Source organism: Actinomyces sp. HMT 175, assembly GCF_016694895.1.
GTDB classification, from domain to species: domain Bacteria; phylum Actinomycetota; class Actinomycetes; order Actinomycetales; family Actinomycetaceae; genus Actinomyces; species Actinomyces oris.
This window is the reverse complement of record NZ_CP068012.1, coordinates 173,533-197,836: the sequence shown is the minus strand read 5'-3', so window position 1 is coordinate 197,836 and position 24,304 is coordinate 173,533. Positions and strand designations below refer to the sequence as shown.

The 24,304-nt window shown below is 68.7% G+C and carries 20 protein-coding genes and 1 tRNA gene; 10 read left to right on the top strand and 11 right to left on the bottom strand.

All coding sequences use genetic code 11. From position 1 onward, the window contains the following. Positions 1–9: 9 nt before the first annotated feature. The 3 genes from JJJ14_RS00810 to JJJ14_RS00800 all read right to left on the bottom strand — a co-directional run bounded on the left by JJJ14_RS00810 (position 10) and on the right by JJJ14_RS00800 (position 1,614). The gene (locus tag JJJ14_RS00810) at positions 10–471 is read right to left on the bottom strand and encodes a nuclear transport factor 2 family protein (RefSeq protein ID WP_075254449.1); all 462 of its coding nucleotides are present in this window, start codon (positions 469–471) and stop codon (positions 10–12) included. Between the two features lie 330 nt (positions 472–801). Continuing rightward, positions 802–890: transfer RNA gene (locus tag JJJ14_RS00805), tRNA-Ser, on the bottom strand. A 130-nt stretch (positions 891–1,020) separates the two neighbouring features. Then, positions 1,021–1,614, bottom strand: a complete 594-nt coding sequence (locus JJJ14_RS00800) for a nucleoside deaminase (protein ID WP_201444426.1) — start codon at positions 1,612–1,614, stop codon at positions 1,021–1,023. A 160-nt stretch (positions 1,615–1,774) separates the two neighbouring features. Here JJJ14_RS00800 and betT point away from each other — a divergent pair, with 160 nt between their 5' ends. Continuing rightward, entirely contained in the window at positions 1,775–4,009 is a 2,235-nt protein-coding gene (betT, locus tag JJJ14_RS00795) for a choline BCCT transporter BetT (protein WP_201444425.1), read from the top strand. 183 nt (positions 4,010–4,192) lie between these two features. Here the strand turns inward: betT and JJJ14_RS00790 are convergent, their stop codons facing one another. The 4 genes from JJJ14_RS00790 to JJJ14_RS12555 form a co-directional block, all read right to left on the bottom strand. Further along, a complete protein-coding gene (locus JJJ14_RS00790) occupies positions 4,193–5,056 on the bottom strand; it encodes an aldo/keto reductase (RefSeq protein WP_201444424.1) in 864 nt (287 codons plus the stop codon). Between the two features lie 602 nt (positions 5,057–5,658). Further along, positions 5,659–7,017 carry an FtsX-like permease family protein gene (locus JJJ14_RS00785; protein ID WP_201444423.1) on the bottom strand — a complete coding sequence of 453 codons (1,359 nt, stop codon included), beginning with the start codon at positions 7,015–7,017 and terminating at the stop codon, positions 5,659–5,661. Continuing rightward, positions 7,014–7,862 carry an ABC transporter ATP-binding protein gene (locus JJJ14_RS00780; RefSeq protein WP_201444422.1) on the bottom strand — a complete coding sequence of 283 codons (849 nt, stop codon included), beginning with the start codon at positions 7,860–7,862 and terminating at the stop codon, positions 7,014–7,016. Before JJJ14_RS00780 ends, JJJ14_RS00785 begins: the two co-directional genes overlap by 4 nt. Continuing rightward, positions 7,859–8,194: a hypothetical protein gene (locus tag JJJ14_RS12555; RefSeq protein ID WP_236592864.1), complete on the bottom strand. Its 336-nt coding sequence runs from the start codon at positions 8,192–8,194 to the stop codon at positions 7,859–7,861. The genes JJJ14_RS00780 and JJJ14_RS12555 overlap by 4 nt, the downstream gene beginning before the upstream one ends. 435 nt (positions 8,195–8,629) lie before the next feature. Here JJJ14_RS12555 and JJJ14_RS00770 point away from each other — a divergent pair, with 435 nt between their 5' ends. The 5 genes from JJJ14_RS00770 to JJJ14_RS00750 all read left to right on the top strand — a co-directional run bounded on the left by JJJ14_RS00770 (position 8,630) and on the right by JJJ14_RS00750 (position 15,030). Further along, positions 8,630–9,865 carry a sensor histidine kinase gene (locus JJJ14_RS00770; protein WP_236592863.1) on the top strand — a complete coding sequence of 412 codons (1,236 nt, stop codon included), beginning with the start codon at positions 8,630–8,632 and terminating at the stop codon, positions 9,863–9,865. A 14-nt stretch (positions 9,866–9,879) separates the two neighbouring features. Continuing rightward, a complete protein-coding gene (locus tag JJJ14_RS00765) occupies positions 9,880–10,773 on the top strand; it encodes a response regulator transcription factor (protein ID WP_201444420.1) in 894 nt (297 codons plus the stop codon). Between the two features lie 605 nt (positions 10,774–11,378). Then, on the top strand, positions 11,379–12,017 hold the full coding sequence (gene upp / locus JJJ14_RS00760) for a uracil phosphoribosyltransferase (protein WP_003788190.1): 639 nt from the start codon (positions 11,379–11,381) through the stop codon (positions 12,015–12,017). A gap of 100 nt (positions 12,018–12,117) precedes the next feature. Continuing rightward, on the top strand, positions 12,118–14,160 hold the full coding sequence (locus JJJ14_RS00755; protein WP_201444419.1) for a variant leucine-rich repeat-containing protein: 2,043 nt from the start codon (positions 12,118–12,120) through the stop codon (positions 14,158–14,160). Between the two features lie 156 nt (positions 14,161–14,316). After that, positions 14,317–15,030, top strand: a complete 714-nt coding sequence (locus JJJ14_RS00750) for a BglII/BstYI family type II restriction endonuclease (protein WP_201444418.1) — start codon at positions 14,317–14,319, stop codon at positions 15,028–15,030. Here the strand turns inward: JJJ14_RS00750 and JJJ14_RS00745 are convergent. Then, entirely contained in the window at positions 15,002–15,856 is an 855-nt protein-coding gene (locus tag JJJ14_RS00745) for an MT-A70 family methyltransferase (protein WP_201444417.1), read from the bottom strand. The genes JJJ14_RS00750 and JJJ14_RS00745 overlap by 29 nt on opposite strands. A gap of 498 nt (positions 15,857–16,354) precedes the next feature. Here JJJ14_RS00745 and JJJ14_RS00740 point away from each other — a divergent pair, with 498 nt between their 5' ends. The 4 genes from JJJ14_RS00740 to JJJ14_RS00725 all read left to right on the top strand — a co-directional run bounded on the left by JJJ14_RS00740 (position 16,355) and on the right by JJJ14_RS00725 (position 20,989). Next, positions 16,355–16,504, top strand: coding sequence for a hypothetical protein (locus tag JJJ14_RS00740; RefSeq protein ID WP_178388096.1), 150 nt, complete (start codon positions 16,355–16,357; stop codon positions 16,502–16,504). 5 nt (positions 16,505–16,509) lie between these two features. Then, positions 16,510–18,147 (top strand): sensor histidine kinase, encoded by a 1,638-nt coding sequence (locus JJJ14_RS00735; RefSeq protein WP_201444416.1) that lies wholly within the window; start codon positions 16,510–16,512, stop codon positions 18,145–18,147. Next, positions 18,144–19,715, top strand: coding sequence for an SLC13 family permease (locus JJJ14_RS00730; protein ID WP_201444415.1), 1,572 nt, complete (start codon positions 18,144–18,146; stop codon positions 19,713–19,715). Before JJJ14_RS00735 ends, JJJ14_RS00730 begins: the two co-directional genes overlap by 4 nt. A 77-nt stretch (positions 19,716–19,792) precedes the next feature. Next, positions 19,793–20,989 (top strand): glycerate kinase family protein, encoded by a 1,197-nt coding sequence (locus tag JJJ14_RS00725; RefSeq protein ID WP_201444414.1) that lies wholly within the window; start codon positions 19,793–19,795, stop codon positions 20,987–20,989. 297 nt (positions 20,990–21,286) lie between these two features. Here the strand turns inward: JJJ14_RS00725 and JJJ14_RS00720 are convergent, their stop codons facing one another. The 3 genes from JJJ14_RS00720 to JJJ14_RS00710 all read right to left on the bottom strand — a co-directional run bounded on the left by JJJ14_RS00720 (position 21,287) and on the right by JJJ14_RS00710 (position 24,149). Further along, on the bottom strand, positions 21,287–22,144 hold the full coding sequence (locus tag JJJ14_RS00720) for a MetQ/NlpA family ABC transporter substrate-binding protein (RefSeq protein ID WP_201444413.1): 858 nt from the start codon (positions 22,142–22,144) through the stop codon (positions 21,287–21,289). A gap of 128 nt (positions 22,145–22,272) precedes the next feature. After that, positions 22,273–22,989, bottom strand: a complete 717-nt coding sequence (locus JJJ14_RS00715; RefSeq protein ID WP_201444412.1) for a methionine ABC transporter permease — start codon at positions 22,987–22,989, stop codon at positions 22,273–22,275. After that, complete coding sequence (locus tag JJJ14_RS00710) at positions 22,986–24,149, bottom strand: methionine ABC transporter ATP-binding protein (RefSeq protein ID WP_201444411.1); 1,164 nt, start codon at positions 24,147–24,149, stop codon at positions 22,986–22,988. Before JJJ14_RS00710 ends, JJJ14_RS00715 begins: the two co-directional genes overlap by 4 nt. Positions 24,150–24,304 lie beyond the last annotated feature (155 nt).

Below are 24,304 nucleotides of genomic sequence, written 5' to 3'. Positions count from 1 at the left end.
GGCGGGGCCTCACCAGGTGGAGGCGTCCAGGCGGCTGAAGCGGAAGCCGGTGGGGTTGCGCTCGGTGTCGGGGTCGGCGTCGGGCACGACGTATCCGACGATCTGGAGGTTCCAGGTGCCACGCCCGCCCCACAGGGTGGCCGTGGTGCGGGTGCGGCCGCGCACCACCGGGAAGCCGGCGATGGTGTCAGGCTGGACGGAGACCACCTCGTGGGAGTGGTAGCGCATGGCACCGTTGGCGATATCGCCGAGCCACTCGACCTTGGGCTGGGGGTAGCCGGTCATGTGGGTCAGGACACAGTAGTCGGTGAGCAGGGCGTCGATCGCCTTGGTATCAGCGGCGACCATGGCGTCGCACAGGAGCGAGTAGAGGTCAGCGGCCGCGCGCGGCGCGATCTCGGAGGCGTGGGGGTGCGGGACCTGAGTGCGGGAACGGGACAGGGTTCGGGATTCGTGGGGACGGCGACTCATAGGCCAAGAGTAAGGCCCGACGTCGAATATATGAGGGACCAACAGCACTCCCGCGGCCGGGTCGGGGCATGGGGCCGCAGCGAGCGGCAACGGGCCGCATGAGGCGGCGACTCCACGAGGGTGAGGATCTACTGGCCGGGGGTTGTGCGTACTGGACGAGCCCCCGACCCCCGTGGAGTACACCCGCCCCTCCCCCAGTGACCCCGGCCCTCGTGCAGTACAGGCGTCTCACGACGTCGAGCAGCCACCGGCCATCAACACGGGCAGCGCCGCAACCGGCAACGCGAAGGGCCCGCCGTACAGCTCCTGGCTGCTCGGCGGGCCCTCCCGTGGCGGTAGCGCTGGGATTCGAACCCAGGGTGGCTATGAACCACACAGACTTTCGAGATCTGCACCTTCGGCCGCTCGGACACGCTACCTCGCCCATGAGGTTACACGGACGTTGCCCCGCTCCCCAACGCGACGTCCTGCGGTATCAGTCACGACCGACGTCGCTCCCGGCTGGCCCGGCGACCCACCGAGCCCGGCAGGCCCAGCCGGCGGGGCCCGTCAGCGACGGTCGGCGAAGAAGGCGGTCAGGAGGTCCTGGGACTCCTGGGCGCGCAGGCCGGCGCGCACCTCGACCTGGTGGTTGGCGCGGGTGTCGCGCACGACGTCGCGCACCGAGCCGCAGGCCCCGGTCCGCGGCTCCCAGGCCCCCAGGACAAGTCGGGCCACCCGGGCCAGGACAATGGCGCCGGCGCACATGGTGCACGGCTCGAGCGTGACCACAAGAGTGCAGCCGTCCAGGTGGGAGTCGCCCAGAGCGGCGCCGGCGGCACGCAGGGCGCGAATCTCGGCGTGCGCCGTCGGGTCGCGCTCGGCCTCGCGGGCGTTGGCGGCCTCGGCGAGGACCGCCCCCTCCGGCGAGAGCACGACGGCGCCCACCGGCACCTCCCCCACCTCACCGGCCGCCCGGGCCAGCTCCAGGGCGCGCACCATGGCGGCGTCGATGACCGGACTGGCGGCCGGGCTGAGGGCCGACTTGACGACCGTGCCGCCGCCCCGCCCCCCGGCGAGACCCGCCCGCCCACCGGGCGCGCCGGCGTCGGAGCCCGGGCTGAACGGGCTCGGCGGCTGCGCAGAAGAAGGTGAAGACGTCACGAGTTCATTATCTCGTTATAGGCTCCCGACGACATGCCCGGGCTTGGACAGTCGCCTGCCCCCGCGGCCCCCGGCGCCGCGCCCCGGGCCAGCACCCCAAGCCCCACCACGATCCCATAGAAGCCCCCCGCGAAGACCCCACGAAGAACGGAGCAGGTCGGTGAGCCGGTCCCCCGAATCGAGTGATGAGAGCGAGTCCGCGCCAGGCGGTTCCGTTCCGGGAGCCTCCCAGCCAGCCCCGTCGTCGGACCGCTTCTCAGTGCTGCGGCTCCCCGGCGGATCCCTCCCCGGCACCCTGCTCGGCAAGCTGCCCGGCAAGGAGCCCCTCAACCCGGTGGTGTTCTTCGTGTCGGCCACCATCATCGCGATCGTCACCCTGGCCGCGCTCATCGCCCCCGACCTCGTCAAGAACGCCTTCGGGGCGGCCGTGACCTGGACGAGCCGTTGGTTCGGCTCCTTCTACATCCTGCTCATCACGGCCGCGCTGGTCTTCATCCTGGGCCTGGCCTTCTCCCGTTTCGGACGCATCCGCCTGGGGCCGGACAACTCGACGCCGGACTTCTCCACCTTCGCCTGGACGGCCATGCTCTTCGCCGCCGGCATCGGCACCGAGATCCTGTTCTTCGCCGTCGCCGAGCCGGTCGACCAGTACGTGCACCCGCCCACCGGCGGCGCCCAGACCATCCCCCCGGCCGCCCGCGCCCGCGAGGCCATCGTCCTGTCCCTGTTCCACTACGGCATCTCCGGCTGGGGCCTGTACGCCCTGGTGGGCCTGGCCATGGCCTACTTCGCCTACCGACGCCGCGACACCCTCACGCTGCGCTCCACCCTGCGCCCGCTGCTGGGGCGGCACACCGAGGGCGTCATCGGTGACATCGTCGACGCCGCAGCCCTGGTCGGCGGGGTCTTCGGCATCGCGGCCTCGCTGGGGGTCGGCGTCGTCCAGCTGAACGTGGCCCTCAACATCCTGTTCGGGCTGCCGCAGGGCTTCCCCACCCAGATCGGGCTGACCGCCCTAGCCGTCATCATGGCCACCGTCTCGGCCGTCTCCGGCGTCGACCGGGGCGTGCGCGTCCTGTCCACCATCAACGTGCTGCTGGCCATCGGCCTGGCCCTGTGGGTGCTCGTCACCGGTGACGCCGCCTTCCTCATCGACGCGCTCATCGGCTCCATCGGCGACTTCTTCACCCGCTTCCCGCAGCTGACGCTGGAGACCTACGCCTACAACCGCCCCGAGGACTGGCTCAACGCCTGGACCCTGTTCTTCTGGGCCTGGTGGATCGCCTGGGCGGCCTTCGTGGGCATGTTCCTGGCCCGCATCTCACGCGGCCGCACCATCCGCCAGTTCGTGCTCGGCAGCCTCCTGCTGCCCTTCTGCTACATCCTCATGTGGGTGGCGATCTTCGGCAACCACGCCCTGGACCTGGTCATCCGCGGCAACGGCGAGTTCCGGGACATCACCTTGGAGCGGCCCGAGCAGGGGCTGTACTGGATCCTGGAGCACCTGCCGGGTCAGAAGATCCTCATCGCCCTGGCGCTGTTCGTGGGAATCCTCTTCTACGTCACCAGCGCCGACTCCGGCGCCCTGGTGATGGCCAACCTCTCCAGCCGCATCCGCTCGGCGCGCCAGGACGCCGCCGCCTGGCTGCGGATCTTCTGGGCCGCCCTGACCGGGATCCTCACCATCGCGATGCTCGTGGCCGGCGGCATCCCCATCCTCCAGCAGGCCACGATCGTCATGGCGCTACCCTTCTCCGGGGTCCTCATCCTCATCATGTACACCCTGTGGCGCTCCCTGAGCACCGAGGACACCTACAACCAGGCCCTGAGCCGGGCCGACCGCAACCGGGCCCTGGGCTTCAACGGCTCAGCCGCGGGGCTGGAGCAGACGCCCTGGCGCGAGCGCCTGACGCACACCCTCAACTCGGTGTCCCCCGACGAGGCCGGCAACGCCATGGAGCGGCGCATCGTGCCGGCCCTGGAGGCGGTGGCCACCGAGCTGCGCAAGGAGAACGTCTCCGCCGAGGTCTTCGTCGAGGGCCCCGAGGCCCAGGACCCCGACGACGAGCGCACCTTCCTGGGGCGTGCCAGCCTGGTGGTCTCCTCCCACCCGGCCACCGACAGCGGCGAGGAGCAGTCCAGCTCCATCGACTCCTTCCGCTACGTGGTGCGCATGGTGGTCACACCGGTGCCCGCCTACGGCTTCGCCGTCCACGAGGCCGACGACCTCACGGTGCGCCTCGAGGTGCGCCCGCACAGCGGCGGCCAGGGCTACGACGTCGTCGACTGGAATTCCGACCAGGTGGCCCACGACGTCCTCGACCACTACGAGCGCTGGCTGGAGTACGTGGGCACCTCCGAGAAGAGCGAGTCCCGGTTCTCCCGCCGGCTCTGAGGCGCGCGCCGGCACCCGCTGTCGGGCCTGCCCCGGGCTCGCCGTCTACTCCCGGGCGGGGGCATCCTGCGCGTGCGGGGACGGGATTCCTGTCCCCGACGGCGTCGAAGGTCCCCGCCCGGAACGGGCCGCACCCGGCCGCGTCGAATGTCCCCGCCGGATGCGGCCGCAAACGTCCGGGAGTCAGTCCGCCTCGACCGTGTAGGAGGCGAGGCGCTCCTGGAAGGCGGGGTCGTAGTGGTTGACGACGCCCTGCCCCTCGTCGAGGGCGGCGATGGCCCGCATGTCGGCGTCGTCGAGCTGGAAGTCGGTGACGTCGAGGTTGGTGATCATGCGCTCGCGGTGGACCGTCTTGGGGATGACGATGATGTCGAGCTGGATGAGGTAGCGCAGGGCCACCTGGGCGGCGGTCTTGCCGTGCTTCTCGCCGACGGCGGTGAGCACCGGGTGGGTGAAGATGTTGTTGCGGCCCTGGGCGAGCGGCCCCCAGGACTCCAGGGCGGTGTCGTACTTGGCGTACCAGGCGCGGTTGTCGGCCTGCTGGTTGAAGACGTGAGTCTCCATCTGGTTGACGGCCGGCGGCACCTCGACGTGCTGCGCCAGGTCCACGAACCGGTCGGGGAAGAAGTTGGAGACGCCAATGGCGCGGACCTTGCCGGCGGCCAGGGCCTTTTCCATGGCGCGGTAGGTGCCGTAGTAGTCGCCGAAGGGCTGGTGGACGAGCAGCAGGTCGATGTAGTCGGTGCCCAGGCGGCGCAGGGAGCCGTCGATGGAGCGGGCGGCGCGCTCCTCCCCGGCGTTGGAGATCCACACTTTGGTGGTCAGGAAGAGGTCCTCGCGGGGCAGTCCGCTGGCGGCGACGGCCGCGCCCACGCCCTCCTCGTTGCGGTAGGCCTGGGCGGTGTCGACGTGGCGGTAGCCGACCTCGAAGGCCTCGAGCACGGCCCGCTCGGTCTCCTCCGGCGGGGTCAGGAAGACGCCGTAGCCGATCTGCGGGATGTCGACGCCGTTGTTGAGAGTGATGGTGGGGGCGGAGCCGTTGGCCATGAGTTCTCCTTCGATGCGGTCGGTGTCAGCAACCTAGCCCCGCGGGCGGGCGCGATGTCGTCCCTTTCGCGCCGGGCCCAACTGGCGTGCGCGGACCGCCCGACGTGCGCGCGGCGCCCTGGCCCCGCCGCCGACGGGGACATCCTGCGCGGCCAAGGACTCTTCCTTCCCACCGGGGGCGTCTCACGCGTCGGGGGACCGGATTCCTGTCCCCGGCGGCATCGAATGCCCCCGCCCGGTGCGGACTGCACCCGGCCGCGCGGAATGTCCCCGGCCGCACAGCGCAGGACGGGGCCTGCGGGCGGACCCACCACCCGTGAGAGAGACGTTGGGTGTCTGGGAGCGGTTGGGGCGGGGTTGTGCATCGGGAAGCGGTGGCGCGCGGTGGCCAGACAGTCCTCTAAGGCGGGCCCGATGTCCAAATCGGATACAAAGAACTTTGCCGGAGTGAAACGGGCGAAACGAAACCGCATGATTCCACGGTTCCGTTGCAAGCCTGAAGAACGCGAAGCGTCCTTTGTATCCGATTTGGACACAACACGGTCAGCGTCGCGAGATCTCAGCGGGGATACCGGTGGCAACTCCGACGCCGGCGGTAAAGATCAGTCGCGGGCGCGCAGCACCTGCCCCAGGCTCTGCTCGCCCGCAAGTGCCCCGGCTCGGGCGGAGACGACGACGGCCAGGCAGGTGGTCGCCAGGGTCGCCGCGCACACGAGGCCCAGCGTCGCCCAGGGGAACCCCACCACGATGCTGGCCAGCGGCCTGTGCATGGCCTCCGCCACCAGAACGGCCGTGGACAGGGTGACGAACAGGCCGAGGACGGTCGCGGCGGCGGCATGGAGAACTCCCTCGAGGACCTCAATGGCCAGGACATCGCGCTCCATGGCCCCGGCTGCGCGCAGAAGCGCGGCGTCACGGCGACGTCGGCCCGCGCTCATAGCGATGACGGCCACGCCCCCGGTCCAGGACACGAGGAAGGGCAACCCGAACACGGAGGTGAAGCCCGTGACGGTGATCTCGGAGGAGGCCGATGCCGGACCGAAGGAAATGGCGACCAGCCCGATCGTCACCACGAAGGGCAGGACGGTGGCCGCCGAGCGGCGCGACTCCAGGGCGCAGGTGCGTCCGGCGACGTGCCAGACGACACCGGGATCCGGAATGAGAGCAGCGAGTAGGCGCTCCAGGGCCGGGCTGATCCAGCCGCACAGGATGCAGACGAACATCAACCCGCACAGGACGCCGCCGAAAAGGCTCATGAAGACGTCCTGATTCTCCCCACTGCGGATGACGAGGAACTCGGCGACCCACCCAGCCGCGGCGGCAACGGCCCAGAGCAACCGCAGGAGACCCCTGAGGACTCGTCCCGCGCTCCACCGCGCTCTCTGACCGCCCGACCCGCGCAGGAGCAGGGCCTCCGGAGTGTGTGAGGCCCGTTTGGCGGCAGCCCGACCACCTATGACGAGGGTGCCGGCGCTGATGATCGCGGTCCAGATGAGGTCGGCGGGTTTCCACTGAGGCACCGCGCCGGGCAGGGCGGCCCCGTCGGAGATGAGCCGGTGCATCATGAACCGGCTGATGGGCAGGCTCAACGGCACCGCGACAAGAGAGGCAAGCGTCCCAAGGGCGAAGAGCTGGCCCTGGATGACCAGGCGAACCATGGTGGGGCTCATACCCAGGGCCTTCCACAGCCCGTGGTCGCGCTCACGCTGGGAGACCGCGAGGCTGCTGGTAGAGGACAGAACAGTCACGGCAGCAAAGACGACCCCAATGATGATAATGCCTGAGACGGATTCAGCCCCATCAATCATCATGGGGTCTCCAGCAGCCTCCGCAGCGGCGAAGGCTCCATGGGCGACCCGGAACTGACCGGCGATGGCAGAGGCGGCCACGACGGCGACGACGGTGGTCCACGCCCAGGAGCCGGCGTGGCGGCGAAGGTCGGACAGGAGCAGGCGGATCATCGGGAACCTCCGGCACCGCGGGCGGACAGGACAGCGTCGGAGACGGCAGCGGGGTCGCCCCCGGGGAGAGAGGCGACGAGGAGGCCGGCGTCCATGACAAGGACGTGCTGAGCCCGGGCGGCGGCTGCGGCATCGTGCGTCACCATGAGGACGGTGGCCGGCTTCGGGGCAGAAGCTGCGGGCACGACGCCAGGCACAGCACTGGGGCCTCCGGCGAGCTCGGCGAGCCAGTCGAGAACGGTCGCGGCGGCGGCGACGTCGAGGGCGGCCGTGGGCTCATCCGCGAAGACGATGTCGGGGCGGGAGGCCAGCACGCGGGCGATGGCCACACGCTGACGCTCACCACCACTCATCTGATGAGGCAGGTGGCGGGCCTGCTCGCTCAAACCCACGCGCTCGAGGGCATCGTCGACGGCGCTGCGGCTCAGGGGTTTGCGACGCAGGCGGCCGGGCAGGGACACGTTGTCGCGCGCGGACAGGGAGGTGACGAGGTTGTCGTCCTGGAAGACGAAGCCGACGTGCCGAGCCCGGAAGCGGGCAGCGGGCCGGGGACGTAGCGAACTCGTCCGGGTACCGAGGAGCTGGACGGTGCCGTCGGTGGGGGCATCGAGCCCGGCGATGCACTGCAGGAGGGTGGACTTGCCGCAGCCGGAGGCGCCGACCAGAGCGGTGAAGCTGCCGACGGGCAGGGAGAGGTCAACACCGTTGAGCGCGATGACATCGGCGTTGCGGCGGCCCTGGACGCGGAAGACTCGGGTGAGTCCGGCTACCTCGATGGCCGGCGGTACCTGCGGCCCCTGATGGTCGGTACTGACTGCGGCGGGATGGCCCTGACGACGGATCATGACAGCCCCCAAACCCCTGCGACCGCAAGGACGATCCAGATGAGGACGGATACCGCTCGGCTTCCCGCCAGGGCGCCCAACCCCCATCGCGCGGCCGGACGCCTCAGCCAGGGCCCCCCGATAATCAGCAGCGCGAGCAGGACCGAGGGCAGCCAGGTCCGCACCTCGGCGTCGCTCATCCTGGCCAGCGGGTCGTGCATCCAGATCGTCACCACCCCAAGCACCTCGGTGCGAGCGAGCCCTTGGAAACGGGCCGGTACCGGCGAGAGAAGGCCTGCGACGTCGACGGCGCAGGGATAGGACAGGGGCGAACGAAACAGGTCAAGGCTCATGCTCACCAGTTCACTCATCACCGGTCGCTGGCGCACTGGTACCAGCTCCCGTCTTCAAGTCGGGCCGACTCCACCTCACCCCCGGTCGAGCGCGCACCACCTCGGGGGTGCCAGCACCACCCCGGGGCGCACATGCGGCAAGTACTGGGGAGCCAGCACGAGTGCACCCCCAGGGCCGGGCCCGTTAGCGTCGTCGGCATGACCTCGGCATCATCACTCGACCCCCTCTTCCCCGACCTTCCTACGACCGCACCCATAGGGGGCCCGGAGGACAGGACCATCCCCGTTCCATCTGCTGCCGACACATCCGCAACCGCCCCGTCCGCGGCAGGCCCGCAGCCCGCCCCTTCCTCGCCGGAGCGCCGTCCGAGCCAGAGCCTCCGGTGGATCAGCATCATCGGCTGGGAGTTCCTGCACGCCGCACTGTGGATGCCAATGGCTGTTCTCCTCGTGCCCTCCATCCTGCTGTTCCACCTGACAGTCCCCCTGGGGGCGTCGCTGGAGCGCGCCGTTGCACGCAGGCTGGGAACCGACGCTCCGTCAGGCCACAAGGAGAACCAGCGCAGGAGCCCGTGGCTGCTGGCACGCGTCGCTCACGTGGAGTTCTGGCGCCAGGACCTGCCCCTGTGCGTGGGAGGCATGGCGTTGAGCACGGCGTCGTTCTTCCTGACCGCGCTCCTTGGAGCCCTGCTCACCGTCAGCGTGCTGGCGCCCTTCATGTCATCCTCTGAGGCCCCCATCAGGGTGGACCTCGGCGGCTCCGAGATAGCGGTATCCGGATTGCAGTCCGCCCCGCTGCTGCTACCGGTCGGTCTGATCGCCCTCAGCCTCCTCCTCGGCGCGCTCTGGGGACTGGGGAGACTACGGCTGCTGCTGGTCAAGGCGCTGTCAGGTGAACGCGAGACGCAGCGTCTCGAGCAGCTGACCGCCGAGGTCGGCCACCTCACGGCCAGCCGAGCCACCCTCATGGACGCCTTCGAGGCCGAACGCACTCGCATCGAGCGAGACCTCCACGACGGCACCCAGCAGGAGCTCGTCGCCCTCGCCATGAACCTGGGCAGTCTGCGCCTGGCCGCTGAGTCCCTGCCCGAGGACGACGCCGCCTCCACGTCCCGGACCGCGCTGCTGGAGGGGATCGATACCGCGCAGGACCGCGCGGAGTCCGCCCTGAAGGATCTGCGTGAAACGGTGCGCGGCATCCGACCGGCGGTCCTGTCCGAGCGCGGACTGGCACCGGCCCTGAAGGACCTGGCGGGACGGGCCCCACTGCCGACCAGCGTCGTCGTCGAGGCGGAGAAGGCCGACCTGGCCCTGATCTCGCAGCCGGTGCGGACAGTCGTCTACTTCGCGGTGGCAGAGGCACTGACGAACACCTCCAAGCACGCCCGGGCCTCGCGCGCCACAGTCGCGCTGCGCTGCACGAGCGCCGGACTGAGCACCGTCATCACCGATGACGGGCGTGGCGGGGCCGACCCGGAGCGAGAGAACGCCACCGGCCTGCGCGGTATGGCGCAGCGGGTGGAATCCATCGGCGGGCGGCTGGAGGTGAGTTCTCCCGAAGGCGCCGGGACGCAGGTGACGATCACAGCACCGCTGACGCCTCCGTGGGGCACGGAGAACTCGCAGGACGGGCGGACGGACGAGCCGCAGGACGACCATCCGGCCGGGTGAGGCAGGATGTGTCCATGAGGATCCTGCTCGCCGACGACGCCGCCCTCCTGCGCGAGGGATTGGCCGGACTGCTGACCACGGCCGGGCACGAGGTCGTGGCACAGGTGGCCGACGCCGACGCCCTGCGCACCGAGGTCGGTCGTCTGGCCGCCGCCGGGGAGCTGCCCGACGTCGTCGTCACCGATGTGCGTATGCCGCCGACCGGCACGGATGACGGGCTGCGTGCGGCGATCGACCTGCGCCGGACCTACCCGGGGCTGCCGGTGGTGGTGCTGAGCGCCTATGTGGCCAGCCCCTACGTGCAGGATCTGCTCGAGGAGACCGAGTCGCCGACCTCCCCGGCCGGGCCGGGAGCTCCCAGTGCTAGCAGCGGGGGCGCTGTGGGCTACCTGCTCAAGGAGCGCGTGGGGCGGGTGGCCGACTTCCTGCACTCGCTCGACATCGTCGTGGGCGGCGGGGTGGTCATCGACCCGGAGGTGGTCTCCCACCTCATAAAGGCGGCCCGGGCCACCGGTTCCACGCAGGAGACCACACAGGTGGTGACCGGTTGCGGGACTGGTGAGGATGTGGGGGCGATGGTGGGCGCAGGATCGAGCGCGGCACCGACAGCGTCTGGTGCACGGGGGCCGGTGCCGGCCGCAGCAGCCTCATCGTCGACTCCCTCGGGTGGAATCGCGAGTGCGGCGCCGGGTGGAGCGGGCCTCGACCGGCTGACGCGGCGCGAGCAGGAGGTGCTCGAACTCATGGCTCAGGGGCTGTCGAACGCGCAGATCGCCGAACGACTGGTGGTCTCCGACGGCGCTGTGGCCAAGCATGTGGCGAACATCTTCCGGGGGCTGGACCTGCAACCCGGCGAGGAGAACCGGCGTGTGCGAGCTGTCCTGGCCTGGCTGCACGCCCGAGCCTGAGACCAGCCACGCCCCCGAACCCGGCCGTACACCTGGGCCTGCGCCCGGCTACCGACGGGGACATCCTGCGCGGCCGGGGACTCTTCCTTCCAGACGGGGGCATCTCACGCGTGCGGGAACCGAATTCCTGTCCCCAACAGCGTCGAATGCCCCCACCCGGAGCAGACCGCACCCAGCCGCACGGAATGTCCCCGGCCGCACAGCACAGGATGGGGCCTGCGGACGGACCCGCCACCCGTGAGAGAGACGTTGGGTGTCTGGGAGCGGTTGGGGCGGGGTTGTGCATCGGGAAGCGGTGGCGCGCGGTGGCCAGACAGTCCTCTAAGGCGGGCCCGATGTCCAAATCGGAAACAAAGGGCTCTGCCGGAGTGAAACGGGCGAAACGAAACCGCATGATTCCGCGGTTCTGTTGCAGGCCCGAAGAACGCGAAGCGTCCTTTGTATCCGATTTGGACACATGCAGTCACCGCAGCGCGACTCCGGTGGCAACTCCGACGCCGGCGACGCGTCCAGCCCGTCGGAGCGACGTGACCCCGCCGTGGGCGCGCACGAGACCAGCACGCGTTGCGACGGTGCGAACCCGGCTGCGGCATTAGGCTGTCCCCATGCGCCTCCACGTTGCCGATCACCCCCTCATCGATCACAAGCTCTCCGTCCTGCGTGACGAGAGGACACCGTCGGCGGTCTTCCGCCAGCTGGTGGACGAGCTCGTCACCCTGCTCGCCTACGAGGCCACCCGCGAGGTGCGCACCGAGGAGGTGGAGATCCGCACCCCCGTGGCGCTGGCCCAGTGCCGCCGCCTGGCCGACCCGCGGCCGATCGTGGTGCCGATCCTGCGCGCGGGCCTGGGGATGCTGGAGGGCATGACCCGCCTGCTGCCCACGGCGGAGGTCGGCTTCCTGGGGATGAAGCGCGACGAGGACACCCTGGAGGTGGAGACCTACGCCAACCGCCTGCCCGACGACCTCTCGGGCCGCCAGTGCTTCGTCGTCGACCCCATGCTCGCCACCGGTCACACCCTCGTGGCCGCCATCGACTACCTGCTGGAGCGCGGGGCGCGCGACGTCACCGCGCTGTGCCTCATCGCCGCGCCCGAGGGGGTCAAGACGCTGGAGGATGCGGTCGGCGAGCGCGCGAACGTCACGGTGGTGACCGCCGGGGTCGACGAGCGCCTCAACGAGCACGCCTACATCGTGCCCGGTCTCGGCGACGCCGGCGACCGCCTCTACGGCATCGTCGACTGACTCACTGCTCCTCCCGCCCGCGTCATTTCAACGGCTCGGTCGGAGGCTGACGTGCCCATTCTGTGACCTCGAGCCATAGATTTCGTTAGGCTCGGGAGACATGACGACGGGGCACTCACCTTCTGCTGGCGACTACGACGCGACAACGGCCCTCAGCAGGTTCGCCTCGCCGCAGGACCTCGAGCGGATCGCCGAAACCCGTCCCGACCTGCACTCGATCCTGGCGACCAACCCGTCGATCTCGCCTCGGGTCCACGAGATACTGGAGCAGTCCGACGACGCCGTCGTGCGGGAGGTGCTGGCGCGCCAGACCGGTCGTGGCGCTCAGTCGGCGCAACCGGCGCAGCCTCCTGTCCCGGGCGAGATCGGCCCGATGGCTCCGACGATGGCGGTGGGAACAGCCGCAGGGACGATGGGGGCTCCACCCCCGCAGGCGATTCCCGCCGGTTCCGGGTACGCGCAGGTTCCTCAGGAGTATGGCGGTCACCAGCCGGGGGCGCCCGGTTCGGCACCACAGGGAGGCTCGTTTCAGGAGGCCTCCCCTCGGGGGTACGGGGCCGCGGCGCCTCAGGGTCCGCAGGGTTCACCCTCCCAGGTCGCTCAGGCGGCGCCGGCCTCTGCGGCGGCCCAGCCCGTCGCGCCGCAGCCAACCGCCCAGGGGTACTCGGTGCCTGCGATGCAGGCAGCGGCTCAGCCCTTGGACCAGCAGACCGCGATGCCGCCCGGGGTGCCGAGCCGGGTGCCGTCGGAATACGTACTGGGCCACGGCCAGGCTTATGACTCGGGGCAGGCATACGGTTCGGGGCAGCCGGTCGCACCGGCCTATGGGACACCAATGTATGCGCCGCCGGTGCAGGCCCCGAAAAAGCGCCGCCTGCTCAAAGTGGTCGCCGTCGTTCTGCCGATCATTCTCGTTCTGGGCGCTGGAGGGGCGGCCGCCTGGTACTTCCTGGGGCGCAGCGAGGCCTACTTGGGTTCAACGTACGTGACTCCGTCGGGCGCCTGGGCGAACGGTGCGAACAAGGCCTGGAGCTTCGACGTCGACCCTCATGAGGATCCTTACGTATTCGGTGATTACCTGGTGATCGTCGACAAGGGGTCCGACACCCTGACCGCTTACAGCCCACTGGGCGACAATATGAAGGAAGTGTGGAAAACCACTGTTGATGACGGAGACTTCAGTTCATCGTATGGCACGTCCTCCGTTCTCCTGAAATGGGGGGACAATACGCTGGTTCACAAGTCCACCCTCATTGACCTGAAAACCGGGGAGACCTCGAAGGCACCCTGGGGAGAAAGCAATCCCACATTAATTGCCGGCGACACCGCCATTTCCTGCAAAGAAAGCGACAGGTGCACCGCTTGGGGGGCAAACAAGAAACAGAAGTGGTCGCGCAAAATTTCCGGAGCAGGAAGTCGCTTCGAATCACTGGACATGTTCAATGCGACTTTCCTGGTCAAGGACAAGCAGCGTTACCTTGCGCTGTTCAATGCCGTCATCAACATCGATAACGGCGAGACCTTATTCCTTGGAGGCGGATCGAAGATTGATTCGGACCTTGTCACCTGGTACTTCCAGGACGGCTGGGGGACCTTGGATCTGGAGGGTGACTCTGAGTCCGATTCGAGTTCATCAGCCGACAGGGAGTACAAAGTAACAGTTTATGATTTCAAGGGGGAGAAACAGGGCGGCTACCGAGAGACCCTACCCGCACACGAGAATGTTGTCGAGGAAGACAAGAAACTCCCCACGGCCGAGGAGCATCGCGCCTACTTCAAGGACCAGGACTTCAGTGACGCCAGCCTGACCGCAAAATCCAACAGCGACGGCTGCATCACTCGGATTAAGCCCAAGCAAGGCAGTTCCATCAACGTTCCCAAGGCGGACACGAACAGCATCTTCTCCGGATGCCCGTCTTTGGCTAAGAGCTCTGAGGATGGCCGCATCGTCAAGTTGATGGTCATGAATCGTGGGGACGCCAATACGATAACTGCGCTTATCAACGTCAAGACCGGGAAGGAGATTAAGTTCAGCGGAATCGACTTGGAGAATGAGGATACGCTCATCATCGCCAAGCCCGACCTCATCATCGGCTACAACAAGTTTGACGGCAAGGTCATCGGTTTCAAACCAGGCTCCTAGGGTGGTGCCGCAGCGGCATTGATACGGCGCTGCGGAGGAAGCTCGCACCGACCACACCCATCAGAAACCTCCGGAAACCTGCGCTCGACCATCACACACCCTCTCTTGGCGGTATACCTCAACAACGTCTGACGCCATGCTGATATGATCTGGCGCATGAACCTCACCGAATCATTTAATGACGTCTTCCCTGAAGATGTACGCTCCCGCTATTTTCTCCGCGAGACTCGCAACGCCACTACCATCCTGCGCGCCACTAACCCAGAATTGTTCGACGAGCTCACGACAGTGCTAAATAAATTCGAGGTCATCAGCGACGACCTCCTCCGGGCAGGAGGTCAGGAATCCGGTATTGCCCGGCGTTTTAACAAAGAACTAAGAAGCCAAGGATGGCGTGAAGCGCGAGTGGACACCGAGATCAAACTCGAGCTCTGCATCATGCCCTATAAATCCGCAGGCGAGACCAGAAAGACAGTGACTTCAACGCCTGTGAGCAACAAGGGCTACAAAGTCGATAACTTCAAGGGGCGCGTCGCCTTGGACCTTGAATGGAACGCCAAGGACGGCAACCTCGACCGAGACATCAGCGCCTACCGAGCACTTTACGATGCCGGTTTCATCGATGTCGGCGTCATTGTCACTCGAACCCAGGAAGACCTTCACAATTTTGCAACTCGTTTACGGCTGCAGCACGGCATTTCTGAGGGTGAGGCGAAGAAGATGTTGGCAACCACGACGACAACGAATCTGGAGAAACTTGTTCCCCGCATGACTCGCGGTGACGGTGGAGGCTGCCCTCTGCTCGCCATCGCCATCTCCAGCAACACATTTGAAAACTCGCCTACACGACAGCCCGAGCCACTTTCTTAGGACGCCCCCGCCCTCGCAACTCCACGCCAGCCCTGGCCAAGAGCCTCCGCACCCGAGTGATGGAGTAACCCGATTGAGTCGAAATCTGCTGAACTGACATCCCTTTTGTATACTCATCCGCCATGATTTGGGCGACGCGATCCGAGAGCCAGTCGCTCATCCGCTCATTTGGCTCCAGGTGCGGCAGGGATTCGATATCACCACCGCCGTACCCCCGCTGAGCTTTCCCCTGCGGCGTGATATCTTCATCCGACTCATTGCCCCACACGGACCAGCCCGGTCGCGCATAACGGGCGAACATCTCCAGGTACGGACCCGGCGAGCAGGACTCGATGAGGTCGTACTGCTCGTCGGGCTTGCGGCTGTGCTCACGCTTGCGTGTCTCGATCATATTGACCGTTGAGCGCCCCGGCGCCAGCGTTCTCATGGATCCTTTAACACCGAACAGGATCGGCTCTGTGACATTGCGGAAGTAGAAGCCGACGCCGCGGCCGTCCGGCCCACCGTCTTTGCGCCGCTTGGCCCAGATGACATTTGAGACGTAGCGGAACCCCCACGCCTGCATCACCTCCAGACCCTCCGGAAGCAAGGCGTTGGGAACCCACAGGTACAGGTGGGCATTCACTGCGGTCACGTCACCGACCGGAAGCTCCTTGATCTCCTCGAGAGACATCGTCCCGTACCTGCCCAGACGACGGTGCTCGGGAGCGACCTTGCCGGTTCGATTGGTAAACCGCCACGGAGGGTCGGCCAGAACGGTCTGGAATCCTCCTTCCACAGTAGGAAGTGGAGCGATTTCTGCTGAGGATCCCAGAATCTTGGACACCCCCCTACGGTACCAGATAAAGATCCGCTTTGACGTCAATAGATCTTTTTGTGTGAATGACCACCACTACCTGCTCGTCGCTTCCTCAAGCCGAACTCCCAAGCAGTTCACCGCTGGGATCGGGCAAGACTGACGCGGATCGCGAACCTCCGCGGCAGCCTGAGGCGACCATACCTCCGACGCTGGCGGGGACATTCCCCGCGGATGGGTGCAATCTGCTCTAGCCGGGGACAGCCCACGCGTTCGGGGACAGGATTCCCGTCCCCGACGGCGTCGAACGTCCCCGCCCGCAACGACATGTCCCCGGCCGCGCGGAGTGCACCCGCCCGCGGGGTGCGCCGCGGGGTGCGCCGCGGAAAGTCCCCACCCGGTGTCGCACGCCCCACCCCACCCACCACTAAGACCTATAAATATTACCGTTTCGTTAAGCCATTCAACATAAGAGAACTCTCACGCTCACCTGTGGTCCCTCTAGGACTCGCTCGTGACAGTGGACGCATGAACACCTCACGCCGCATCCTCGCCCTGGCTCTGCTCATGCTCGTCCCGGTGGCGCTGGCGCTGGCCGCCGAGTTCATGGCCGTCGTCCCCGGCCCGCCCGCGCAGCCCAGCCCGGTCCACCTGACCTCTGCTGGTCAAGGGAGCTGATGCCGATGACCACCGTCCCCTCGTCTCCTCCCCCACTGGCCACTGACCCGGTCTCCGGCCCCTCGGTGCCCGCACGGCTGCGCATCGTCGCCTGGATGCTGTTCGTCGTCGCCCTGGGGCTGACCAGCATGATCGTCTCCGTACGCTCCACCCTCATGGCGGACATCTCCCGCTCCGCCAACGCCGACGTCGCCCACGAGGTCAAGGAGCTGCAGAACTTCGCCTCCACCGGCGTCGACCCGCGGACCTCCAAACCCTTCACCTCCACCACCCGTCTCATGGAGGTCTACCGGGACGGCCAGCAGCTCACCGACCGCGAGGCCGTCATCATCTACAACCACGCCACCGGCAAGGCCACCCAGGCCTCCGGCGCCTCCGCCCCGAACCTGGACCTGACCAGCACGGATCCCTTGTTCGTCAAGATGCTGCAGTCGCCGTCGGGCGCCACCTCCTACGGAAGCGGGGAGGTCCGCTGGGCCCGGGTCGAGCTCGAGCCCGACAATCCCTCCCAGCACCTGTCCGTCATCACCATGAGCTTCACCGCCTCCCGCGTGGACCAGCTCAACGCCACGATCTGGCTCATGGTCGGCATCAGCGCGGCCGTCCTGGTCCTCACCGGCGTCGTCGGGCTGCTCGTGGCCCGCCAGATCCTGCGTCCCCTGCACGACCTGCGCACCGCGGCCGCCTCGGTCTCCACCCAGGACCTCAACCGCCGCCTACCCGTCAAGGGGCGCGACGACATCGCCGGTCTGACCGAGGAGTTCAACGGCATGCTGGACCGCCTCCAGGAGGCCTTCGACGGCCAGACCCAGTTCGTCCTGCGCGCCCACCAGGAGATCTCCGGCCCCCTGGCCGTCATGGACGCGCGCCTGGCCAGCCAGCCGGCTACCCGCAACGTCCTCCAGCAGCGCGCCCAGATCGCCGAGCTGCAGCGGGTCCTCGACGACCTCCAGTCCCTCACCCAGGCCGAACGGCGCGACTTCGCCCACCTCACCCCGGACGTCGAGGTCTCCGAGCTGGCCCGCACCCTGCTCGACGACGTCGAGGCCATGGCCCCGGGCCGCTGGAGCTTCGACCTCAGGGCCCGCGGCACGGCCACACTCGACGTCGAGCGCCTGCGTCAGGCCACCGGCCACCTCGCCCGCAACGGGCTGCAGCACGGCGACGGTCCCCTCACCCTCACCGTCGCCCCCGGCACCGACGGCTACGGCCGCAGCGGACTGGAGATCTCCATGACGGACCGGGGCCCCGGACTGTCCGATGACGACGTCGACTGGCTCTTCGAGCGCTTCACGCACGGCGAGGCCGACGGCAAGCCGCGCGGCAGCGGACTGGGCCTGGCCATCGTGCGGGCCATCGCCGACGCCCACGACGGCACCGTCTTCGCCGTCTCCGCCTCGGGTCAGGGCGCCACCGTCGGCCTGCGCATCCCGGCCGACAGCTCCTGGAACCTGTCCTCGGCCCCCGACCCTGCCGTCGTCGTCTCTCCGGCCACGACCCGCTCCTCACGCACCTCGGCGGACACGGCGCCCCGGGTGAGCGGCGGTGAGCCGGCGGCCGCCCACGACGACGGCACCCACGATGACGACGGCACCCACGATGACGGCGCGCACAGCGCCTCGGGAGAGGAGGCCGGCTCATGACCACCGCGACTGACGCCGTTGCCTCCTTCGAAACCGATGTGCCCACCGTGCGCGAGACCCTGCCGCTCTCCCTGGCCGGGAGCGGCGAGCCGGCTCCGGCCCGACGCCTGCCGTGGCGGCGCATCATCTCCGCCGCCCTCGCCGTGTGCCTGTGCGCGGCCGTGGGCGTGGCCGCCTGGCGCGCCGGCGGCACCGAGGGGAGCCTGACCGTCACCGGCGCACTCACCCTCATCATCTTCATCGCCTCGGTGTGGGCCTGGGCCTTCACGAGCGTGGACGACACCTACATCTCCCTGGGGGCCGCCACCGCCCTGGTCCTCACCGGCGCCCTGAGCCCGGACGAGATGTTCGCCAGCCTCGGCGACGACACGATCTGGCTGCTGGTGGCGGCCTTCGTCATCGCCGTCGGGGTGAGCGCCTCGGGTCTGACGGGCCGCCTGGCGGCCTGGCTGGTGACCGGCACCGACCGCCCGCGCGTCCTGCTCCACCTGGTGACGGCCGCGATCGTCGCCACCGTCTTCGCGGCCCCCTCCACCTCGGGTCGGGCCGCCCTTCTGCTGCCGGTGTACACGGCCCTGGCCGGCGCGCTGCGCACCGGGTCGGGCGACGACGACGCCCTGGCGGCCTCCCGCAAGCGGCTCATCCACGCCCTGTCGATCATCTTCCCCACTGTCATCCTGCTGTCCGCGGTCGGCTCCTTCCTGGGGGCGGGAGCCCACCTGGTGACCTCCCACATCGTGGCCTCGGCCGGTGGGCAGGAGTTCTCCTTCGCCGGCTGGCTGCTGCTGGGCCTGCCCCTGGCGGCCCTGTCCAGCCACCTGTCCACCGAGCTCATCGTGTGGCTGTTCACCCGCAAGGAGGACATGCACCGTCGGGTGCGCGTCGACATCGCCGACCTCGCGGAGGCATCCCCGACCCCGGTCACAGGTCCCCTGACCCAGGCCGAGAACCGGGCCGCCCTGCTCGTCGGCACGGTCGTGGTGCTGTGGTGCACCGAGGCCCTGCACGGGATCGACCCGGCCATCGTGGCCCTCATGGGGGTCCTGGTGACCTCGCTGCCCGGTTACGGCTCGGTGGCCCTGCGCAAGGCCCTGGCCAAGGCCCCCTGGTCGCTGCTGGTCTTCATGGCGGCCACCCTCGCCATGGGGGACGCGCTGGTGTCCACCGGCGCCGCGAAGTGGGTGGCGACCTCGGCCTTCAACGCCGTGAGGATTCACTCCCCCTGGCCCTTCATGCTGGTCGTCGTGGTGCTCTCGACGGCATCGCACCTGGTCATCCAGTCGCGTTCGGCCCGCTCGGCCGTCCTCATCCCGATCGTCGTGGCCCTGGCCCCGGCGGTGGGTGTCAGCCCGGCCGCGGCGGCCTTCGCCTCGACCGCCGCCGCGGGCTTCTGCCACACGCTGCCGTCCTCGGCCAAGCCCGTGGCCATGTTCTCCGACATCGAGGGCATGGAGACCTTCTCCCCCGACGACCTGCGGCGCCTGTCGCTGTTCCTCGGGCCCCTCATGGTGGTCCTGGTCATGGCGTGCAGCGCCTGGCTGTGGCCGCTGCTGGGCCTGAGCTGGTGAGGCCGGGCGACACCCGCGCCCCGGGCCCGCCCTACCCCCTGAGAACCCCGCACACATTGCAACCCTGGAGGAAAGTCATGCCCACATCCGTTCCCACCCGCATTCTTATCGCCCCCTCCGGTTTCAAGGAGAGCCTGTCCCCCGAGGGGGTGTGCCAGGCGGTGGCCGCCGGGGTGCGCCGTCTCCTGCCCGGCGCCGTCGTCGTCGAGCTGCCCCTGGTCGACGGCGGTGAGGGCTCGGCGGCCACGATGGCCCGGGCCACCGGCGGCGACCTCGTCACCACCCGCGTCACCGGCCCCGTCGGCGAGCCGGTCGACTCCTACCTGGCCCGGCTGGGCGGATCGGCCCAGGGGACCTGGCTGGTGGAGATGGCCGCGGCGGCCGGCCTGCGCCTGGTGCCCGCCGGGATGCGCGACCCCGGCGCCACGACGACCACCGGCGTCGGAGAGCTCATCGCGGTGGCACTCGATAACGGCGCCCGGCGCATCATCATCGGCTGCGGCGACTCGGGGACCTGCGACGGCGGGGCCGGCGCGCTCGTCGCCCTGGGCGCCCGGCTTCTGGACGCAGGCGGCGATGAGGTCGACCCGATCGGCTCGAACCTGACCCGGATCCAGCGGATCGAGACCTCCGGCATGGACCCCCGACTGCGCGACGTCGAGGTCCTCGTGGCCGGCAACATGCACAACCTCCTCACCGGTGAGCGCGGTGTGGCCCGCGTGTTCGGGCCGCAGAAGGGGGCGACCCCCGAGCAGGTGGAGGCCCTCGAGGCGGGCCTGGTCCACTGGGCCGGTCTCCTCACCGAGGCCTTCCCCGCCCAGGCGGCCCACCGCGACCTGCTCACCGGCCCTGGGACCGGCGCCTCGGGCGGCCTGGGAGCCGGGCTCGCCGCGGGACTGGGGGCCAGACTGTGCTCGCGCTTCGACGTCCTCATGGATGCCGACTTGTGCGGCGTCGACCTCGATACCCAGATCGGCCGAGCCGACCTGGTCATCACCGCCGAGGGCGCCGTCGACTTCCAGACACCGCGCGGCAAGATTCCCGCCGAGGTGGGACGGCGGGCCAAGCTGGCCGGCAAACCGGTCATCGCGCTGGCCGGCTCCATCGGCCAGGGCTCCGACGCCGTCCACGCCGCCGGGATCGACGCCGTCATGGGCATCATCCCGGTCCCCATGGACCTGACCGAAGCCGTCTCCCGCGCCGACGAGCTCGTCACCGACGCCACCGAGCGGGCACTGCGCCTCATCCTCCTGGGCGCCGCCATCGCCGCCTGAGCCATCCGCACCGACGGGGACACTCTGCGCGGCCAGGTGCCATCCGCTCCAGGCGGGGACAGCCCACGCGTACGGGGACCGGATTCCCGTCCCCGACGGCGTCGAACGTCCCCGCCCGCACAGAAACGTCCCCGGCCACGCAGGATGTCCCCGCCCGAGCCGCACATCCGCCCACACCCCGTGCACCCGACCCCACCCGCACCAACACGAAGGGCCGGTCGCAGTCGGCCCTTCGACCAACCGCAACCGGCCCCGCGCACGGATCCTCAACAGGCCCGCAGCCGCAGCCTTCCGACGTCAGAACGCCGCGACGACCGCCCCGTCGGGCCAGGTCTTGTTGATGTACTCACGCAGCTTGTCGTCGTTGAGGAGCTTGGCGAGCTTCTTGAGGTGCTCGTTGTCCTTGTCGTCCTTACGCACGACGAGCTGGTTGGGGTACTCGGAATCCTTGCCGCCCTTCTCCAGGACGAGCGCGTCCTTCTTGGGGTTCAGCCCGGCGTCAATGGCGTAGTTGCCGTTGATGACCGCGGCCTCGGCGTCCGGCATCGACTTGTAGACCTGGGCGCCGTCAACCGTGGTGAACTTCAGCTTCTTGGGGTTGGAGGTCACGTCGGTGTCGCTGGGCAGCTCGGCGGACTTGTCCAGCTCGATGAGCCCGGCCTGGGCCAGGAGCTTGAGCCCACGCGCCGTGTTGGCCGGGTCGTTGTTGAGGACGATCGTGCCGCCCTCCTTGATGTCCTTGACGTCCTTGTAGCCCTTGGAGGTGTAGATACCCATGGGCTCGATGTGGACGTCGGCGATGGAGACGAAGTCGTAGCCCTTCTCCTTGTTCTGCTGAGCCAGGAAGTTGGGGGTCTGGTAGAAGTTGGCGGCCAGCGAGCCGTCCTCCAACGAGGAGTTGGGCGTCTGGTAGTCGTTGATCTCCTTGATGTCCAGCTTGATGCCGGATCCCTTGGTGAGGTTGTCCTGGACCCACTTGAGGATCTCGACGTGGGGCTTGGGGGTGGCACCAATGGTGATCGTGGCGGTGTCGCCGTCGACCTTGATGCCCTTGACCTCGCCCTTACCGGACTTGGAGCAGGCGGCCAGGGTGAGGGCGGCGGCGGTGGCCAGGCCACCGGCGATGACGGTGCGCCGGGAGATGAAGGAGGACATGGTGGTTCCTTTCGCGGGGCCGGGCGGCCCCCAGTGACGGGAGAGAGGAAAGTCTTGAACAGTGCTGGGGCCGACGGCGCAGCCGCCCGGTTCCAGGCGGCTGAGCGCCTACCCGGCTGGTGATCGCCTCAGCGGTGGTTCACCAGCCGGCTGAGCATGTCGCCGACCAGCTGGATGATGCCGACGATGCCGACAATGACAACCACGGTGATGACCATGACGTCCACCTGGTTGCGCTGGTAGCCGTACTGGATGGCGAGGTCACCCACGCCACCGCCGCCCACGGCGCCAGCCATGGCGGAGTAGCCCAGGAGGGTGATGATGGTGACGGTGGCCGACTGGATGAGGATCGGCAGGGCCTCGCGTACGAGGACCCCCCAGGTGATCTGCCGCCCGGAGGCCCCCATCATGAGGGCGGCCTCGACCTTGCCCCGGTCGACGTCGTTGATGGCCGTCTCCACCAGGCGCGCGTAGAAGGGGATCGCGCCGATGGTCAGCGGCACGCAGGCCGCCTGCCACCCCAGAGAGGTGCCCACGAGCAACCGGGTGAGCGGGATGAGGGCCACCATGAGGATGATGAAGGGCATGGAGCGCCCGATGTTAACGATCTGGGAGAGCACCCAGTACAGGGTCGGGTTGCGGAACTGGCCCCGCTTGCCGGTGGAGACAAGAGCGAGCCCCAGCAGAAGCCCGAGGATGACTGTGATGGCCCCGGAGACGAAGGTCATCGCCAGGGTCTCAACGAGGGCGTAGCCGAGCTTGTTCTGGATGGCCGGGTTGTCGAACCAGGTGCGGCTGCTCGACGCGGCGGCGGCCTGGCTCAGCGGAAGGAGGATCGAGTTCATGAGCGGACCTCCGCAGCAATACCGGCGTGGCGCAGGGTGCTCACGGCCTGTTCGGTGTCGGACGCGGGGACGGTGACGGCCAGGCGCCCGATCTGGGCCTGCCCGATCGTCTCGAAGACGCCGGCGGCGATGTCCCCACCGAGCTCGGCCACCATGGACATGAGGGCGACGGCGGCCGGCTGGCCCGGGTGGGCGGTGATGGAGACGTCGATGACGCTCTCCCCGTGGGCGACGGCGGCCTCGGGCACCTTCGGGAAGGGCACGATCTCGCGTGAGAGCCGGGAGTCGACGTCGAGCACGATGTCCTCCAGGCGGCCGCTCTCCACGATCTTGCCGGCCTCGAGCAGGCTGACGGAGTCGCAGACCTGACGGACCACGCTCATCTCATGGGTGATGATGATGACGGTCAGGCCCAGGGTGTCGCGGACGTTCTTGATGAGGTCGAGGATGGAGCGGGTGGTCTCCGGGTCCAGGGCGGAGGTGGGCTCGTCGCACAGGAGAACGGCCGGGTCGTCGGCCAGCGCCCGGGCGATGCCGACGCGCTGCTTCTGGCCGCCGGAGAGCTGGGAGGGGTAGGAGCCGCCGCGGTCGGCCAGGCCCACGAGGTCGAGCATGCGCTTGACGACCGGGTGGCGCCTCCCGCCGGGGACACCCGCGAGCGCCAGCGGGTAGGCGATGTTCTGCGCCGTGGTGCGCTGGTCCAGGAGGTTGGCGTGCTGGAAGACCATGCCGATGCGGCGTCGGGCCTCACGCAGCTGACTGGACGACAGGGCGGTCATATCCTGGCCGGCGACGCTCACGTGGCCACTGGTGGGGCGCTCCAGGGAGGTCAGGCAGCGCACGAGCGTGGACTTGCCGGCCCCGGAGGTGCCGACGATGCCGTGGATGGAGCCGGCGGCGACGTCGAGGCTGAGCCCGTCCAGGGCGCGCACCTCCTTGCCGCTGCGCAGGCGGTAGACCTTGTGGACGTCGCGCAAGGAGATCATGGGCTCGCTTGGAGAGCCGGACACGTCACCGTCTTCGGACTGGCCGGACTCGGCGGTCGACTGTTCACTGATTGTCACGTATTCCTCCATCGTTCCTGGCGGAAGCACCCGCACCATGAAGGGGGTTGCTGCAATGTCGTCGAGCCAGGTCTCTCGGTTGCTCTGGATGGCCACGAGTAACTTACGCAGCGCCGCCTTGGCGACGCAAGCGAGGCCACCTTCAAGGGACCGAGGTCACGCCCACATCGACGGCGTTCCCGAAGTGCGAGACGAGCCGGGCCGGGCGGGGCGAGCGGTCCGACCCGGGTTGCACGGGGCCCGCTGGCCAG

Excerpts from the sequence above, each read along its gene's own strand:
- upp (WP_003788190.1), top strand. The coding sequence starts at position 11,379 with ATGCGCCTCCACGTTGCCGATCACCCCCTCATCGATCACAAGCTCTCC.
- JJJ14_RS00770 (WP_236592863.1), top strand. The coding sequence starts at position 8,630 with ATGGCTGTTCTCCTCGTGCCCTCCATCCTGCTGTTCCACCTGACAGTC.
- JJJ14_RS00730 (WP_201444415.1), top strand. The coding sequence starts at position 18,144 with ATGACCACCGCGACTGACGCCGTTGCCTCCTTCGAAACCGATGTGCCC.
- JJJ14_RS00765 (WP_201444420.1), top strand. The coding sequence starts at position 9,880 with ATGAGGATCCTGCTCGCCGACGACGCCGCCCTCCTGCGCGAGGGATTG.
- JJJ14_RS00750 (WP_201444418.1), top strand. The coding sequence starts at position 14,317 with ATGAACCTCACCGAATCATTTAATGACGTCTTCCCTGAAGATGTACGC.
- JJJ14_RS00780 (WP_201444422.1), bottom strand. The coding sequence starts at position 7,862 with ATGATCCGTCGTCAGGGCCATCCCGCCGCAGTCAGTACCGACCATCAG.
- JJJ14_RS00740 (WP_178388096.1), top strand. The coding sequence starts at position 16,355 with ATGAACACCTCACGCCGCATCCTCGCCCTGGCTCTGCTCATGCTCGTC.
- JJJ14_RS00715 (WP_201444412.1), bottom strand. The coding sequence starts at position 22,989 with ATGAACTCGATCCTCCTTCCGCTGAGCCAGGCCGCCGCCGCGTCGAGC.
- JJJ14_RS00725 (WP_201444414.1), top strand. The coding sequence starts at position 19,793 with ATGCCCACATCCGTTCCCACCCGCATTCTTATCGCCCCCTCCGGTTTC.
- JJJ14_RS00810 (WP_075254449.1), bottom strand. The coding sequence starts at position 471 with ATGAGTCGCCGTCCCCACGAATCCCGAACCCTGTCCCGTTCCCGCACT.
- JJJ14_RS00720 (WP_201444413.1), bottom strand. The coding sequence starts at position 22,144 with ATGTCCTCCTTCATCTCCCGGCGCACCGTCATCGCCGGTGGCCTGGCC.
- JJJ14_RS00755 (WP_201444419.1), top strand. The coding sequence starts at position 12,118 with ATGACGACGGGGCACTCACCTTCTGCTGGCGACTACGACGCGACAACG.
- JJJ14_RS12555 (WP_236592864.1), bottom strand. The coding sequence starts at position 8,194 with ATGAGCCTTGACCTGTTTCGTTCGCCCCTGTCCTATCCCTGCGCCGTC.
- JJJ14_RS00785 (WP_201444423.1), bottom strand. The coding sequence starts at position 7,017 with ATGATCCGCCTGCTCCTGTCCGACCTTCGCCGCCACGCCGGCTCCTGG.
- JJJ14_RS00735 (WP_201444416.1), top strand. The coding sequence starts at position 16,510 with ATGACCACCGTCCCCTCGTCTCCTCCCCCACTGGCCACTGACCCGGTC.
- JJJ14_RS00790 (WP_201444424.1), bottom strand. The coding sequence starts at position 5,056 with ATGGCCAACGGCTCCGCCCCCACCATCACTCTCAACAACGGCGTCGAC.